This is a genomic window from Acinetobacter sp. YH12129, assembly GCF_013418685.1.
In the GTDB taxonomy this organism is placed as follows: Bacteria; Pseudomonadota; Gammaproteobacteria; order Pseudomonadales; family Moraxellaceae; genus Acinetobacter; species Acinetobacter amyesii.
The window spans coordinates 45,954-61,693 of record NZ_VPBP01000014.1; the positions used below are offsets into that span (position 1 = coordinate 45,954).

Here is a 15,740-nt window from a genome sequence, read left to right on the forward strand (position 1 = left end):
TCTTCACGCTTTGTGTCGATACAAATTGCCCCAAGTCCATAGATTCAAACAATAAACAGGTGAACGAACATGCCAATTTATAATGCGCCACTTGCAGATATGAAATTCATCTTAAATGATGTTTTTAAAGCAGAACAATTCTGGCAAAACAACGAAAATCTTGCTCACGTTGATGCTGCAACTGCAGAAGCCATTCTTGAAGAAATGGCAAAATTTGCGCAAAACGTCACTCATCCTTTAAACCGCACAGGTGATGAAGAAGGCGCAAGCTATAGCAATGGCAATGTCACGACTCCTGCTGGTTTCAAAGAAGCATTTAAACAATATGCAGAAGGCGGCTGGATTGGTCTAGGCGCAGATGAAGAATGGGGCGGTCAAGGCATGCCAAAAATGCTGACTGTTCTGTCTGACGAAATGCTGTTTGCAACCAACCCATCATTCATGCTCTACCCACTTCTTTCTGTAGGTGCAGGCATGGCATTAAACAGCTATGCATCACAAGAGCAAAAAGAAACTTATTTGCCGAAAATGTATACAGGCGAATGGTCAGGCACGATGTGCTTAACTGAACCGCATGCAGGTACAGACTTAGGCATTATTAAAACTAAAGCCGAACGTAATGAAGACGGTACTTATAACATTACTGGTACGAAAATCTTCATCACTGGCGGTGACCACGACCTTTCTGAAAATATCATCCACTTAGTTTTAGCGAAAACGCCTGATGCGCCTGCGGGCTCACGCGGAATTTCACTCTTCATCGTACCTAAATTCTTGGTGAATGCAGATGGTTCATTGGGAGAGCGTAATGCTGTAGGCCCTGGTTCTATTGAACATAAAATGGGGATCAAAGCGTCTGCAACATGTGTGATGAACTTTGATGGCGCGAAAGGCTACCTGGTTGGTAAAGAAAATGAAGGCCTTGCAGCGATGTTCGTCATGATGAACTACGAACGTCTGTCTATGGGTATTCAAGGCCTAGGTGCTTCTGAATTTGCTTATCAAAATGCAGCGCAATATGCGACTGATCGTTTACAAGGCCGTAGCGCTTCTGGCGTTCAATCGCCTGCAAAACCTGCAGACAGCATCTTAGTTCATGGTGATGTACGTCGTATGTTGCTGAACGCACGTGCCAACAATGAAGCGTCTCGTGCATTTGCGGTTTATGTTGGTCAACAACTGGACATTACCAAGTTCTCTACTGACCCAGAAGCAGTCAAAGCAGCCAATAACCGTGTTGCGCTATTAACACCGATTGCGAAAGCGTATTTAACTGATACAGCTTTCCAAGCAACACTCGATGCGCAAATGGTCTTCGGTGGTCATGGCTTTATTCGTGAATGGGGTATGGAACAATGTATCCGTGACCTCCGTATTGCACAGATTTACGAAGGGACCAACGGTGTTCAATCGCAAGACTTAATTGGTCGAAAAACCATTAAGTGCAATGGTGAATTCATTGCTGAATATATCCAAGAAATCCGTGATTTTGCCAATAATTTAGATGCCAGCTTGAACTACATCAAAGATGCAACATTAGATGCAGCAGCTGAAGTTGAAGCTGTGACTCAATATGTACTTGAAGCTGCTCGTGAAAACATTGAATTCCCGAACTCAGCAGCCGTTGATTACCTACATGCTGTAGGCCTACTCAGCTTTGCCTATATGTTTGCCCGCATTGCAGATGCAGCAAAAGACAAAGATGGCGAATTCTACCAAAACAAACTTGCACTGACTCTTTACTTCACGCAGCGTATTTTGCCTGAATTGGCTTTACGCATTGCTAAAGTGAAAGCAGGTTCTGAAGTGATCATGAACTTCTCTGAAGATTACTTTACCAACCAAGCTTAATTAGCCGTACAAAATCAAAAATGCCCGATTTATCGGGCATTTTTTTATTTTACTGCTCTTATTACATAAACACTGAGTGCAACTTTTTCAAAAAATCATAAGCATATTTACTTATTCATAATCTCATAATTCCATTCGATATGTAAAACAAGAATGGAGCTGATCGTCTAGCATTGGAAATGTAGCCCAATGCGTTGTATCTTTATCTTGTTTAAATCCTGCCTTCATTAAGACATTTTGTGATGCTAGATGTTCCTCAGCACAAAAAGATGAAACAACCTTCGTGACATGATTCTGCTTTAAATACTTAATTCCTCCAATTAAAGCCTCAGTCATATAACCACAACCATGAAAATTCACCCCTAACCCAAAATGTATTTCTCCATGGTTTTCTTGATTGAAGAAATACAGTAAGCCCATCGCTAAATGCGTATTCTTATCACTAATCACCCATGCAAAATCAGGATTGTGTATCGACCAATAATGATCTGCCCACTTTTCTAAAACACTCTTAGTCTGTTGAATCGTTTTATGTGGCAACCGCTGCAGATAACGAGTTGCTTCTATATTCGAAAAATATGTATCAAATAATGAAATTTCATCTCCTAACTGATACTTTCTCAGGCATAAACGTTCAGTTTCAATCATATTGGGCATGATTATTTAGCCTGTTATTTCATGGGATAAAATTTTTTGATCGACTCCGCCATTTCAGCATTCGACCTTTCCAAAGCTTTTTCCACATTCATCGCATCTATAGCGCTGCGATTTTGACTGACTTTAAATTTCCCGATCATCGACTGAATATCGATTTCAATTGCTACAATTTTTTCCAGTTGTTCCGCAATAAAATCATTCGGTGCATCACCCATTTTCCATGGCATGGGTTGGCTAGCTTCATGTTGCCGAGTCAACCGAGCCAGAAGCCCTCGTAAATATTTTTCATCTGCAATTATACGTATCTTGCCTTTGACATGTACCACGCGATAGTTCCATGTCGGCACAACGCGATGATGTTCCTGCTTTCCTTCATACCAGCTAGGCGAAATATATGCTTCGTCGGCATGAAAAATCACATAGGCTTGCGCTGACTGATTTAGTAATTCAAACATTGGATTGGTCTTGGCAATATGACCGCGCAATATACCCAATTCGCCTGACTCAGTGTCATATTCTAGTGGTAAATGATTCACTTCCAACTCACCATTGGGTGCAGTCAGTATTACTGTCGCCAAAGCATACTTACGCATAAGATCAATCAGATCAGGGAGTTCATTCTGTTTAAAATGCGTTGGTTGATACATCGTCGCTTCATTCTAATAGGACAAAATTTAAGCTCAAACTTAACATTAAAGACTTTATTTAACCTAAAAAATATTTATGTCATATGCGCTTCATGTGCATGAAATTTGCTTGGTATTTAATGACTTGTTCTTGATTGAATATTCACGCAATTTACACAGGAGGAAGATATATGAAACACCGTGATCCTAAAGTAGAAAAAATTGAAGCCCTCCTCGACCGACTTGGCAATCTTGCTGTAGAAGGTTTTCATTATCTTGCGCTGTTTGTCATCGGCTGTATGATTTTATGGTCTGCGGGTCATACCATTTTTGAAATTATTACAGTTAAGCAATTCGCCACGATTGACGATATTTTATTATTGTTTATTTACCTCGAACTCGGTGCCATGGTTGGTATTTATTTTAAAACCAACCACATGCCTGTTCGCTTCCTGATTTATATTGCTATTACTGCCCTGACCCGTTTACTGATTTCGGACATTCAACATGACCATAAAGCGGATATGGGCTTGGTCATTACTACAGGTTCGATCCTCATCCTTGCTGTGGCCATTTTGATTGTGCGCTATGCCTCTTGGACATATCCTTCGGTTATTCGAGATAAGCATTCCGAGAAGCCACTGCCTGAAGGAAAAACCCCACGTCCGCAAGATGATGAGTTAGCTTAGTCTTATTAAAGCCCCTCTTTTTTAAGGAGGGGTTTGGGGAGATTAAATTACCGATTCGGCACTAATACATAGCGACCATTTTCAAAGATCCAATACATGCCACTTGGGGGTGCTGGTAAACCAATCCGTTTCCAATCGCTGATAAACGTATAGGTCGAACTCGAAATACTAGCGCTGGCAGGATCGCCATTGACCCAACTATAGCTCTGCGAATTTTGAGTAATCGTGGTCGGCGCATTGTATTGAATACTAATGCCACTTTGTGGATACTGCGGATAAGGTCGATTTGGATATTGCGGATAAACTGGCGGACGACTTGGATACTGAGGATAATTCGGCGCATGTTGCGGATAGCCAGGCCGATTCATCGACGGTGGGCGGTGTTGTGTCTTTGACGTATCTACACCTTGGTAATTTGCCCATTTGTTTTCCGCAAAAGTACTAGCTGAAGCACTGATCAGCATCACACCTGCAATCGCATAGAATAATGTGGTTTTCACTTAAGCTCTCCTCGACAGTTTATACGCTCAGTATAAATTCCATTGTAGGAGAAAAAATGGATAAAAATCCATCAAATGCAATGATTTGTTAAATACTCCACGCGATTCTGATCAGCAGATGATGCACTCGATTTTCGACGGAATATGCTAAGATGCCTTTTATTTCGTAGTGGATCAAACGCTGTGTCTGAATTAAGTTTTGACCGACTTCATCAATTTTTTTCGAAAGTACCAAGTATCCAAGAAGCCTTAATCGACTCCTACGGCACCGATGGCAAAAATGCGTGGTGGTTCAAATTTCAAATTAATGTAGATCACCCTTTAGCATGGCAAACTGTTCAAGAATTGGGCCATGTATTGAACTATATTTCTAAAAATGAACGCTTACCGACTCAATTTTTACCGGTTTCTCCGCCACCATATATGAATGGCGAAGCAAAACAATTCTTGTCTTGGGTGATTCAATGTAACCATGCTGACTTTCCTCCAGATGTCATCTGTGACTGGTTAGAAGCTCGTTTACCTCAACCGGTAGATGATGCCGATAAATGGAAAATCAAAACCGATATTAAAGAATTGGATCAAATGACGGATAAAGATTTAGATCAAATCGTTCCGCCAAATCCTGAACCGAAGAATTAAAACTGATTAAATCCCTCCTAACCTCCCTTTAAAAAAGGGAGGAAAGTCCCTCTTTTCAAAAGAGGGATTTAGGGAGATTAAGACAATTCTAAAAAGTAGATAATCCGCTCCATTCCATAAAGCGATACAACACATATTTCAACTTAGAGTCATCGGCATACGTGTCATAATCCACACTCATTTGCTTACCATCACGGTTTGACCAAGCCGTATTAAAATATTGATTTGCCTCTTTAAAGACTTGAGCGTCTTTCAAACCAATCACGCGTAAATCAGTTTCTAAATTATAATTTTTCAGGTTACGCGCTGTGAAATTGGCAGAACCTAAAATCATATCTGCCTGATAAGCTGTTCGTTTTAAAATCATCTTGCTATGGCACTGCTCACCTTGGGTATTACACCAACGTACATCAATACCCGCATCGTGTAATTCAGAGGCAACAGGACGATTTGGAATACCATTTTTGGTTCGACCAAAAGCATCTTTATTGGGATCGAGTAATACCCGCACTTTCACGCCACGTTCATGTGCAGCAATGAGTGCTTTGATAATTTTACGTTCTGACAAGTAGAACATCGCGATATCAATTTCAGTTCCAGCTTTCTTCGCGCTATCAATTAAGTCGAGTGTGGCATCATAAATTGCTTTTTCAGTCAGTACTTGAACCTGTGGCTGAGTTTTCGCCGCTTCAACATCTTTAATCACCACAAATGGAATATTGGCTTTGGACATCATGCCTACGGCTTGCTCGGTCTTTAACAGATCAATCGCGGTCATGCCTTTGACGGTTAAGGCCACATTAGAATGTCGTGAGCTACCATCATGCGGATTCATAGAGGTGACCAAACCTTTCCAACCTTCAACGGTATCTACCACCAAGGTTTTACGATGATTGGCTTTAAAGTTAAACAGATCCATATAACTGCGGATCGTCACCTTTTCGGTTCCCAATGGGTTCGGTAACCAGCCTTTTTCAGGATTATTGCCAATATCTTGACAACAGATATACCAAAAACCTGACCATGCAGGATTGGACGCACGAAGCGGCGCCAAATTGGTTTCCATCAACTCAATCCCCCCTTGCCGTAATTGACGATAATGCTCGGGTTGAATGCCGCCATAGACCGAATTGACCGGGTCAGTAATCACAAAAATTTCCACTTGAGGAGATAGTCGACGCTTCAAAATCAGTGCATCGGTCAGTTCCTGTGTTAATTGTTCATGTTTTAATTGAGAGTCGCCAACTTGCGGATTAAAGAGAAACATATCCAACACAATGGTCGACTGTGCTTCTTCGATCATTTTTAGCATTTCTTTAAAAATGCGATGTTCCTGTTGCTGCTTTCCTTGCGCATCGATATAGGTTTCATCCACTAAAAAGTTCACTTCAGCATGGCGAAGTTTCCCCGTGTAGTTCAGCCCTTCAGGGAGTGGTTTTAGCGTGTGATAGGTTGCCGATGCCAAATAACCTAAAACCAATAAACCAATGACCACCCCCACATAGCGACGGCGTGACCAATTGAGCTTGTGATGTATTCGTTGAATGATGCGCATAAGAAAAAACCTAGTCTAATGCGCTCAGACTAGGTTTTATTCATTGATTTTTCAAGAGGATTTCTGTGACTTCACCTAGACTTCCTTAGAAAAGTCTGTGCAAATTCAATTAGAAACCAAATTCAAGACCAACTGTAAAATTACGACCGACTTGTGGAATATTGGCAAGGAATGACGTGTGAGAGTAAACATCTTCATCCAATAAATTATTGGCTTTGAAATAGACTCGATAATCATTTTGATCTTTCAACTGACCACTATAGGCCACACCCAAGTTCACCATGTTGTAGCCATCTGTTTCACGCTCAAATGCAGTGATTTTGTCTTGTTTGAATACATGTGAATATTCTGCAAGACCTGACCAACCATCGGCAAAGTCAACATCGACCTTGGTTCCTAAGCGCCCTGCAGGCACACGTGGCGCATTTTCACCATCAATTTTGCCGCGAACATAATCACCAAAGACACTGAGCTTATACACATCATTGATGGCATAACCCACTTGAGCTTCCGCGCCATAGAACTTGGCTTTGTCTTGGGTGTAATCAACTAAACGGAAGTTTTCAAAATTATCTTTGGTTGCTGCATAAATGTAGTTGTCATACCAGTTGTGGTACACATGAACGTGATAATCCAACTGATCTTTTTCATAATGGAAACCTAATTCGAGATTATTAGATTTTTCAACATCTAGATTTTCATTCCCACGTTCATAGGTATTGGTCGCAAAATGCTTGCCATCAGCATACAGCTCTTGCGCCAATGGCAACCGCTCTTGATGAGAACCCACCAAGGATAATTTATAATTGGGTGCAAACGCCCAATTCACAGCACCTGAATAAGAAATGCCATAATCATCATAATCTTTTTGTGCAGAATCGATCTGTATTTTCTGCTGATCGACACGGGCACCCAGCTCGACATGAAAATCACCAAATTGTTTATGCTCTAAACCAAAAACACTCCATTTTTGGGTTTTATTTGGATTCATCAGTGACTCTTCACCACTGATATTGAGCTTTTGCTGATTGTATTGTGCGCCAATCACACCTTCCCAATCTGCAATCGGGTTATGCACTAACTCTAAACGACCATCATAGCCCTGACTTTTAAAGGTTGTTGCCGCTGTATCGCCTTCAATTTCGTCATGTTGATAATCGGTATAACTTGCATGTGCACGGAGTTTTTGGAAGCCCGCAAACGGATTCGCAAGTTCGGTACGGAAATCATAACGTTCTGACTTTAAGTCGACCCATAGGCCTGCGGCATCATGATCGTGATCATGTTCGTCATGCGCTGAATGATCATGTTCATCGGTATGCCCATGGTTATCATGACCATCACAGTGTAGATGGTCATCATGTGGATGACAGCTTTCATATTCATGACTATGACCCGGCAGGCCATATTGGTCTTGTCGGTTGCTATAAGACAGTCCAGCAAAACCACGATCATGAATCCATGACGCGCCCACACTGACATTTTGCCCTTCTGCAAAAGTGTTGCCAACGCGGCGTTCTTTTTCTAATTCACCATCATGATCATGGAAATAATTGGGTGCAATATAATCATTGGCTTTGCGTTTCGAACCTTCTACACGGATGGCAAATTGCTCACCTAAAGCAGCCGTCACACCGGCACTCGCCAATTTTTCATCACTGCCTGAGTTATAACGAACCCCAACTTGCCCTTCATAACCTTTATCAGGAATAGAGGTAGGAATCTTTTGATCCGTCACGTTGACCAAACCGCCGACTGTTCCTGCCGCATATAACAGTGTTGATGGTCCACGGATCACTTCAATTTGTTTGGCCAAAATCGGATCTACCGTAACCGCATGGTCAGGAGATAAGGTCGAAACATCAGCAGTCTCTGAGGCATGTTCTAAGACTTTGACACGAGGGCCATCTTGACCACGCAGCACAGGACGACTTGAACCTGCACCAAACTGATTTGAATATACACCGGGCTGTCCGGCTAACGCATCACCAATTGTGACGCCACCTTGTGCAAGGGCTTTATGTTGAATGACATTATCGGCAACAGCAAAATCTGCCGCACTTTGGTTTAAAGGATGGACCTGAACATTAATAGCTTCGAGCTTTTGTACCTGTTGTTCTGGATCATCGGCATAAAGGTTGGGTGCAATCACTGCAAAAATCGAAACAGTTATTAAATTCTTATGAAAAGACATGTTGGAGAGACTCAAATCAGGCTATTTTTGAATAATGTTATAATATAACATTTCATTCATTTTGCAATAAAAAACATTCTAATCTGCCCAAATCATATACACTCACCTATACCACATTGTATTTATTCATATATTTATTTTAGTTCAATGCCTTTTACCATATCCCATGCTGTACTCGCACCGCCTATTTCCAAGTTAAGCGGAAACCGCCTGTCTATTGCAGCACTCGCAATTGGTAGCATGGTGCCGGATTTATTCCGTTTATTTACTAATGCTGACTATGTAGGTTCACATCAATGGTCGGGGTTAATTGTTCCAAACTTAATCCTAGGTTTGCTGTTTTGTGTGCTGTGGTATGTGCTTTATCGCCCGATGTTATTTGCTTTTTTTGGTTTAAATAAGCCGCTGCATCTACAGAATTTCAATCAATGCTGTGGGTTTATCCTAAGCCTCATCCTCGCACTCATCATTGGAACTTCGACGCATATTGTTTGGGATGGCTTGACCCATGTTGACTTTCGTACCTTTGCATTTAAGGATCTATTGAGTCTACCGATTCAATTTTTTGGTCATTCATATCCCCTACATCGCGTGTTGCAAATTGGATTATCTGGCTTGGCACTCCCCGTTTTGGCATGGATGATTTATCGTCATCATCTTCACTATCGAAGTACTGTAAACGTCCCCACAACCATCAAAGTCTATGTATATGGTTTAGCGGCCCTGTCTCTAGCTGCGGGAATCGCAAGTTATTTTTATTTTGCTGACAGTATTTACTCTGATGCCTTTGTACACGACTTGTATGCCTATGTCGGCAAAGCCATTAATTATTTTTTCCGTGCATTTTTAGCCACGTTTAGCTTCGGTAGTCTGATATTTCTGATCTTAAGCAAGAGCACCAATATTTTTTCAACGTCATCGGCTTAAGCCCATCATTGACCGAAAATTTGCTGTAAATTTGGCAGTTTTAGCAATAAGTCCTTGTGACAAAACAGCCAAAAAGAGGCATAATCCCCTATTCGAATAAAAGCGGTACGCTGTTTACGTATTCGCTGACCTTAACCCATATAGTTGGATTTCTAACGCTATGATGCGAACTCATTACTGCGGCTCACTTACTGAAGCCCAAATCGACCAAACCGTTACATTATGCGGTTGGGTTCACCGTCGCCGTGACCACGGTGGTGTAATCTTCCTTGACATGCGCGACCGTGATGGCCTTGTTCAAGTGGTGATTGACCCTGATACTCCTGAAGCTTTCGCGACTGCTGATAAATCACGTTCAGAATTCGTATTAAAAATTACAGGCCGTGTGCGTCGTCGTTACGCAGGTACTGAAAACGCGAATATCGTGAGTGGTCAAATCGAAGTTTTAGGCAAAGAAATTGAAGTTCTTGCTGCGTCTGAAACTCCTCCATTCCCATTGAATGACGAAAATACCAATATTTCTGAAGAAGTACGTTTGAAATATCGTTTCCTCGATATTCGTCGTCCAGAAATGTTAGATCGTTTACGTTTCCGTTCTAAATTAACAAACCTGATTCGTAACTACTTCGAAGAAAATGGTTTCCTAGACGTTGAAACACCGATTTTGACTCGTGCAACTCCTGAAGGTGCGCGTGACTATTTAGTACCAAGTCGTGTTTCTAACGGTAGCTTCTACGCACTTCCACAATCTCCGCAATTGTTCAAACAGTTGTTAATGGTTGGCGGTATCGATCGTTACTACCAAATTGCTAAATGTTTCCGTGATGAAGACTTACGTGCTGACCGTCAGCCTGAATTCACACAAATCGACGTTGAAACATCGTTCATGAGTGACGATGACATTATGGATTTGATGGAACGTTTAACGGTTAAGATGTTCAAAGAACTTCTAAACGTTCAGTTCGACAAGTTCCCACGTATGACGTATGCAGATGCAATGCGTGACTATGCATCTGATAAACCTGACTTACGTATTCCTTTGAAATTGGTTGACGTTGCAGACATGATGCAAGACGTTGAGTTCAAAGTATTCGCAGGTCCTGCAAAAGATCCTAAAGGCCGTATTGTTGCGCTTCGCGTACCAGGTGCTGGCGCGCTTCCACGTAGCCAAATTGACGAATACACTAAATTCGTTGGCATTTATGGCGCGAAAGGCTTGGCTTACATCAAAGTCAACGAACTTGAAAAAGGTATTGAAGGTCTTCAATCTCCAATCGTTAAATTCATCGAGCCAATCGTGCTTGATCTATTGAAACGCGTTGGTGCTGAAAATGGCGACATCGTATTCTTTGGTGCGGACAAAGCGAAAATCGTAAATGATGCGATGGGTGCTTTACGTATTAAAGTCGGTCACGACATGAAACTTGCAACTTGCGAGTGGGCGCCACTTTGGGTTGTTGACTTCCCAATGTTCGAAGAAACTGATGACGGTAAATGGACGTCTGTTCATCACCCATTCACGCTGCCAAAATCAAGCGTTGAAGAAGTGAAGAACAACCCAGGTGCTGCACTTTCTGTTGCTTACGATATGGTATTGAACGGTACTGAAATCGGTGGTGGTTCATTACGTATCTTCAATCTAGAAATGCAAAAAGCGATCTTTGAAGCGCTTGGTATTTCTGAAGAAGAAGCAGAAGAGAAATTCAGCTTCTTGCTTAACGCCTTGAAATTCGGTGCGCCTCCTCACGGTGGTTTAGCATTCGGTCTTGACCGTTTAGTGATGTTGATGACTGGTGCATCTTCTATCCGTGACGTGATTGCATTCCCGAAAACTAAGACTGCGGAATGTCCTTTAACCCAAGCGCCTGCGCCAGTTGAAGCGAACCAATTACGTGACTTAGGTATTCGCTTACGTGAAAAACCAAAAGCTGAAGAATCTAAATAATCTTACATTTTAAGATTTAGATTTTAAGTTTCAAAAAACCCTGCGCTATGCAGGGTTTTTTTATTTCAACCTATAAAAAGTGGTAGAAAACCTACAAAACATAAATTAAAGATTTGATTGACTTTGCTAATATCAAAACGCTTCAAGTACGTTATGATGTTGCACTACATCCTTTGAGCAATGGACAGCTCAATTTTCCACTTCCGATTATTTTGTTTTTAGATTCAGATCTTTTTGTACTTTTCATTGAATAAGTCCGGTCTCTTGGCAAAATTTATTTTATTCCATGCTGTCAATTTTGAGACCTTGTGATCCATGTACTTTATATTCAAAATCATCGCGCTATTGCCACTTTGGCTGTTACAAAACTTGGCTTTGATGATCGCGTTTATTCTTGACCTGTTTAACTCATCAATCAAACGTATCACTAGCATCAATATTCAACTGGCCTACCCAGACTTGTCCGAGACAGCGCAGAGACAGCTCATCAATCAAAGTATCCGCAGCCAATGCCTGACCTATATTGAATTTATTAAATGTTGGGGGATGCCGCCAAGTTATAGCCTGAGCTTATTGAAAAACATTTATGGTGAAAATATCCTCACGGAAGCACTTGCGAATAAAAAAGGTGTGATCGTTGTGATTCCGCATTTTGGCTGCTGGGAATTACTCAATGCATGGCTGAACCTGTATACAGAACCGATGATTATGTATAAACCGAATAAAAATAAAGGGATCAATCGTTATCTGTTAGAAGCACGAGAAAAGTTTAACGCAACACTCGTTCCTACAGATGAAACAGGGATCCGTGCCATTTTTAAACATTTGAAACAAGGTGGCCTAACAGTCATTTTACCAGACCATTTACCTAAGCCTTCTGGTGGCATTTATTCCCATTTTTTTGGGCAAAATACCCTAACTGTGACTTTGGTGTCGAAACTCGCTGCAAAAACACAATGTAATGTGATTGGTTTGAGCTGTATCCGCAACGATGATCTATCTAGTTTTGATTTACATTGCACAAATCTCTCAGATGACATTTTGTCTAGAGATTTACAGCTCTCTGTAGATACACTCAATATTGCGATGCAAGATATAATCAATCAAGCACCTGAACAATATATCTGGTCTTATAAGCGCTTTAGACATTGTTTAGGGAACATCAACGTCTATCGTCAATAAAATTATTGGCACTACCGTCAAAACCTTACATCTCATTGTTGAGCAAGATTGCATAGATTCACCTTATTCAATTGAGATCGATTATCGACAGTGGCATAATAGCCTCAATTTCCACTTTAAGTGATTCTCCTATGGCTATGCGTCCTGAAGTCCGTCGTCGTGCAATCGTGTTGATTGTTTTTTCTGTCGTACAATGGTTGTTCATGCGCTACATTTTAGCCAATGAATTATTCAACTTAACCACCTATAACCGAATCGTTTTATTCTGTGTCAGCAGCCTTGCAGGTGCATTATTAATCTTTGTCGGTTTGATTTATATGGTGTTGAAAGGTAATGCGGATAAAAACTAATAAATAAAAGTAAGCACATGATATGAAAAAAATTTTATTTATAGTAGATGATTTAGGTAAAGGTGGTGCTGAAAAAATTACTCTCGCGCTTGCGCATACTCTAGCAAAAAGCAAGCATTTAGTAACTCTTGCTGTTTTAAACTCGAGTAGAAATACACTAATAGTTGACCCATCTATCGAATATATTGACTTAAATATTGATACAAAATTTGCATTTGGTAAGCTTTGGAAGTTTAAAGAACTTTCGACAAAAGAGCTGCAAAATTTTTCATCATTAATAAATAAGAGAAATTTTGATTTAATAATTATTGGTTTTCATAATGGATATTACCTAGGCAAATACTTAACCCAAAAAGAAAACATCTGGTATTGGATTCATGGAGATCTTTTAGAGATTAGAAGATTTAACAATCCTTTAAAACAAATCAAAGAGTATTTTCGTTTTTTTAGAAATAAAAGAAAGTTTTCTAAATTATTTAAGAATAAAAACCTAATTACAGTAAACCGTGACTTAGAATATAAAGCAAAGATTCATACACAACCAAATTCAACTATCACTATTGCAAATGGTGTAGAATTACCTAATGATCTTATAGGTCGATCTAAATTTACTAAAAAGAAATGGGATGTAATTTTTGTTGGGCGCTTAGTTCAAATTAAGCAAGTAGACCATGCCATTAAAGCATTTGCTATGAGTAATCTCACGGGAAGAATGGCCATTGTTGGAGATGGGCCTGAATGCCAGAAACTCAAAGACCTAGCAAAACAACTTAATATTTCCGATAGAATAGATTTTCTTGGATGGGTAGATGAACCACATCAACTAATGTTACAAAGCAAGAGTCTTGTTATGTGCTCTTTATACGAAGGTAGTCCAGTAACATTAGCCGAAGCAATTGCTCTTGGTATTCCTGTTATTAGTTATGACTCTTCAGCTGGTATTACAGATTTATTTACTCTTGATACTGCAAAATTTGGATTAGTTCCTAAACAAAATATTCAAGCTTTAAGTGATGCATTGGAAAAATGTGTAGCAGACCCTTATATATATAATAATGAATGTATAGAAAAAGTATGCATACAGAATATGGAAATACAAATTTTAAATTTAGTTTCCAAAGAAAATAAATGACCTTCATTTAAAGTTAAGATTAATGTGTCTATTAATTTCAGATAGCTAACTTTAATTCTGATTCAATAGTGCCAAAACAACACAACCAAACATTAAATTCTATTAAAAAATTAGATCAAAATATATGACAAATTAAAAATAAATATATATGATTAGTTATTAAATTTAAAAGAGTACACTTTTATGCTTATTAATTCCAATGAAAAAAAATTAAATAGTAATACTCAAATTTCAAAATCAGACAAATTCAATCTATTAATCATTGACGATACATTCCCCTCTCCTAAAAGTGGATTTAGATATATAGAGTTCACCACATACTTACAGGAATTTAAAAAATCTGTAATAATAACTTCTGGAAAAAATATTGAGTCACTTGATAAAAAATCAGCAGCTATTATTGTACAAGAATATAAGGAAAAATTTCCAAATCTTAGTCATAAAGTAATACTTGAAAGCAAAAAAATACATATTAAGAGCACTGATCTGGTCTATCTCACTTTTTTAAATAACACATTCGCAATTTTACCTAAAATTGAGTCCGCTAAAGCTCCATTTGTATTTACTCTTTATCCAGGTGGAGGATTTTTACTAAACGATCCTATATGTGACCATAAGCTCAAACGAATCTTTAGTTCCCCTTGTTTTAAAAAAGTAATAGTAACCCAGCAAGTAACTTATGATTATATTTTAAATAAAGGAATGTGTTCTAAAGAAAAAATTCAAATGATCTTTGGAGTTGTAATGCCTGAGATATCCAAAACAGATTTATTTACTAAAAAACATTATTGGGGATTTGATAAGAATCGCATGGATATCTGTTTTATGGCGCACAGATATACTCCGTATGGAAAAGATAAAGGATATGATATTTTTATAGATGTTGCCACTATACTGCATCAACGATATAAGAATATCTACTTTCATGTTATAGGGTCTTTTGATTCTAAAATTATTAATGTTGATACATTAGGTGACCATATCAAATTTCATGGTTCATTAGATCCAGAAGATTTTGACAATTTATTCAAAACTATTGATATAATTTTATCCCCCAATATTAGTGGTCAAATTTCTCCAGGATCATTTGATGGCTTCCCCACTGCTAGTTGTATTGAAGCTGCTTTACGCGGTAGTGCTATCTTTGCTCACGATGAATTTAACTCCGCAGAAAACTATTTTACTAACGAGAAAGATATTGTATTAATTAAATATGACACCAATGATATTATTGATAAAATTATTTTTTATTATAACCACCCCGCTGCCCTAAAAGAAATAGGAAAAAATGGCGCACACCGCGTCAAAGAACTGTACAGCTTAGAAACGCAAATGGATCCACGAGTTAACTTATTACACAAATTAGCGTACACTGAAGAACCATTAAAAAATATATTTTTTAAAATTTTTAAACTAAATATTCAATGGAAATTACATTCAATTCTAAATATCTTTAAAAAGCACATATAAAACTAATGCCTGTTGGTATT

General features: G+C 39.2%; 14 protein-coding genes. 9 read left to right on the plus strand and 5 right to left on the minus strand.

The window, feature by feature from the left end:
- The first annotated feature begins 69 nt into the window (after positions 1-69).
- The gene (locus FTU65_RS09025; RefSeq protein WP_180010979.1) at positions 70-1,851 is read left to right on the plus strand and encodes an acyl-CoA dehydrogenase C-terminal domain-containing protein; all 1,782 of its coding nucleotides are present in this window, start codon (positions 70-72) and stop codon (positions 1,849-1,851) included.
- A 123-nt stretch (positions 1,852-1,974) separates the two neighbouring features.
- Here FTU65_RS09025 and FTU65_RS09030 read toward each other — a convergent pair whose 3' ends face one another.
- Positions 1,975-2,508, minus strand: coding sequence for a GNAT family N-acetyltransferase (locus FTU65_RS09030; RefSeq protein WP_180065272.1), 534 nt, complete (start codon positions 2,506-2,508; stop codon positions 1,975-1,977).
- 14 nt (positions 2,509-2,522) lie between these two features.
- Positions 2,523-3,155 carry an FMN-binding negative transcriptional regulator gene (locus FTU65_RS09035; protein WP_180065273.1) on the minus strand — a complete coding sequence of 211 codons (633 nt, stop codon included), beginning with the start codon at positions 3,153-3,155 and terminating at the stop codon, positions 2,523-2,525.
- Between the two features lie 170 nt (positions 3,156-3,325).
- Between FTU65_RS09035 and FTU65_RS09040 the strand changes: the two genes are divergently transcribed.
- Positions 3,326-3,823: a phosphate-starvation-inducible protein PsiE gene (locus FTU65_RS09040; RefSeq protein WP_180026737.1), complete on the plus strand. Its 498-nt coding sequence runs from the start codon at positions 3,326-3,328 to the stop codon at positions 3,821-3,823.
- A 47-nt stretch (positions 3,824-3,870) separates the two neighbouring features.
- Here the strand turns inward: FTU65_RS09040 and FTU65_RS09045 are convergent, their stop codons facing one another.
- Complete coding sequence (locus FTU65_RS09045; RefSeq protein WP_373683459.1) at positions 3,871-4,323, minus strand: RcnB family protein; 453 nt, start codon at positions 4,321-4,323, stop codon at positions 3,871-3,873.
- Positions 4,324-4,506: 183 nt separating this feature from the next.
- Between FTU65_RS09045 and FTU65_RS09050 the strand changes: the two genes are divergently transcribed.
- Entirely contained in the window at positions 4,507-4,965 is a 459-nt protein-coding gene (locus FTU65_RS09050; protein ID WP_180010976.1) for a hypothetical protein, read from the plus strand.
- An 88-nt stretch (positions 4,966-5,053) separates the two neighbouring features.
- On the opposite strand, the gene FTU65_RS09055 is transcribed toward FTU65_RS09050, so the two are convergent.
- Positions 5,054-6,520 (minus strand): phospholipase D family protein, encoded by a 1,467-nt coding sequence (locus FTU65_RS09055; RefSeq protein ID WP_180010974.1) that lies wholly within the window; start codon positions 6,518-6,520, stop codon positions 5,054-5,056.
- 109 nt (positions 6,521-6,629) lie between these two features.
- On the minus strand, positions 6,630-8,714 hold the full coding sequence (znuD, locus tag FTU65_RS09060) for a zinc piracy TonB-dependent receptor ZnuD (protein ID WP_180066664.1): 2,085 nt from the start codon (positions 8,712-8,714) through the stop codon (positions 6,630-6,632).
- Between the two features lie 147 nt (positions 8,715-8,861).
- On the opposite strand from znuD, the gene FTU65_RS09065 reads away from it, so the two are divergent.
- From FTU65_RS09065 to FTU65_RS09090, 6 genes are all read left to right on the plus strand, one after another.
- Complete coding sequence (locus tag FTU65_RS09065; protein ID WP_180066666.1) at positions 8,862-9,641, plus strand: DUF4184 family protein; 780 nt, start codon at positions 8,862-8,864, stop codon at positions 9,639-9,641.
- 160 nt (positions 9,642-9,801) lie between these two features.
- The gene (gene aspS, locus FTU65_RS09070) at positions 9,802-11,586 is read left to right on the plus strand and encodes an aspartate--tRNA ligase (protein WP_180004578.1); all 1,785 of its coding nucleotides are present in this window, start codon (positions 9,802-9,804) and stop codon (positions 11,584-11,586) included.
- Between the two features lie 315 nt (positions 11,587-11,901).
- Positions 11,902-12,768 (plus strand): lysophospholipid acyltransferase family protein, encoded by an 867-nt coding sequence (locus tag FTU65_RS09075; RefSeq protein WP_180004579.1) that lies wholly within the window; start codon positions 11,902-11,904, stop codon positions 12,766-12,768.
- A gap of 131 nt (positions 12,769-12,899) precedes the next feature.
- Positions 12,900-13,118, plus strand: a complete 219-nt coding sequence (locus FTU65_RS09080; protein ID WP_180004580.1) for a hypothetical protein — start codon at positions 12,900-12,902, stop codon at positions 13,116-13,118.
- A gap of 22 nt (positions 13,119-13,140) precedes the next feature.
- Positions 13,141-14,250 (plus strand): glycosyltransferase, encoded by a 1,110-nt coding sequence (locus FTU65_RS09085; RefSeq protein ID WP_180004581.1) that lies wholly within the window; start codon positions 13,141-13,143, stop codon positions 14,248-14,250.
- A gap of 183 nt (positions 14,251-14,433) precedes the next feature.
- On the plus strand, positions 14,434-15,720 hold the full coding sequence (locus tag FTU65_RS09090) for a glycosyltransferase family 4 protein (RefSeq protein ID WP_104852497.1): 1,287 nt from the start codon (positions 14,434-14,436) through the stop codon (positions 15,718-15,720).
- The last annotated feature ends 20 nt before the right edge of the window (positions 15,721-15,740 follow it).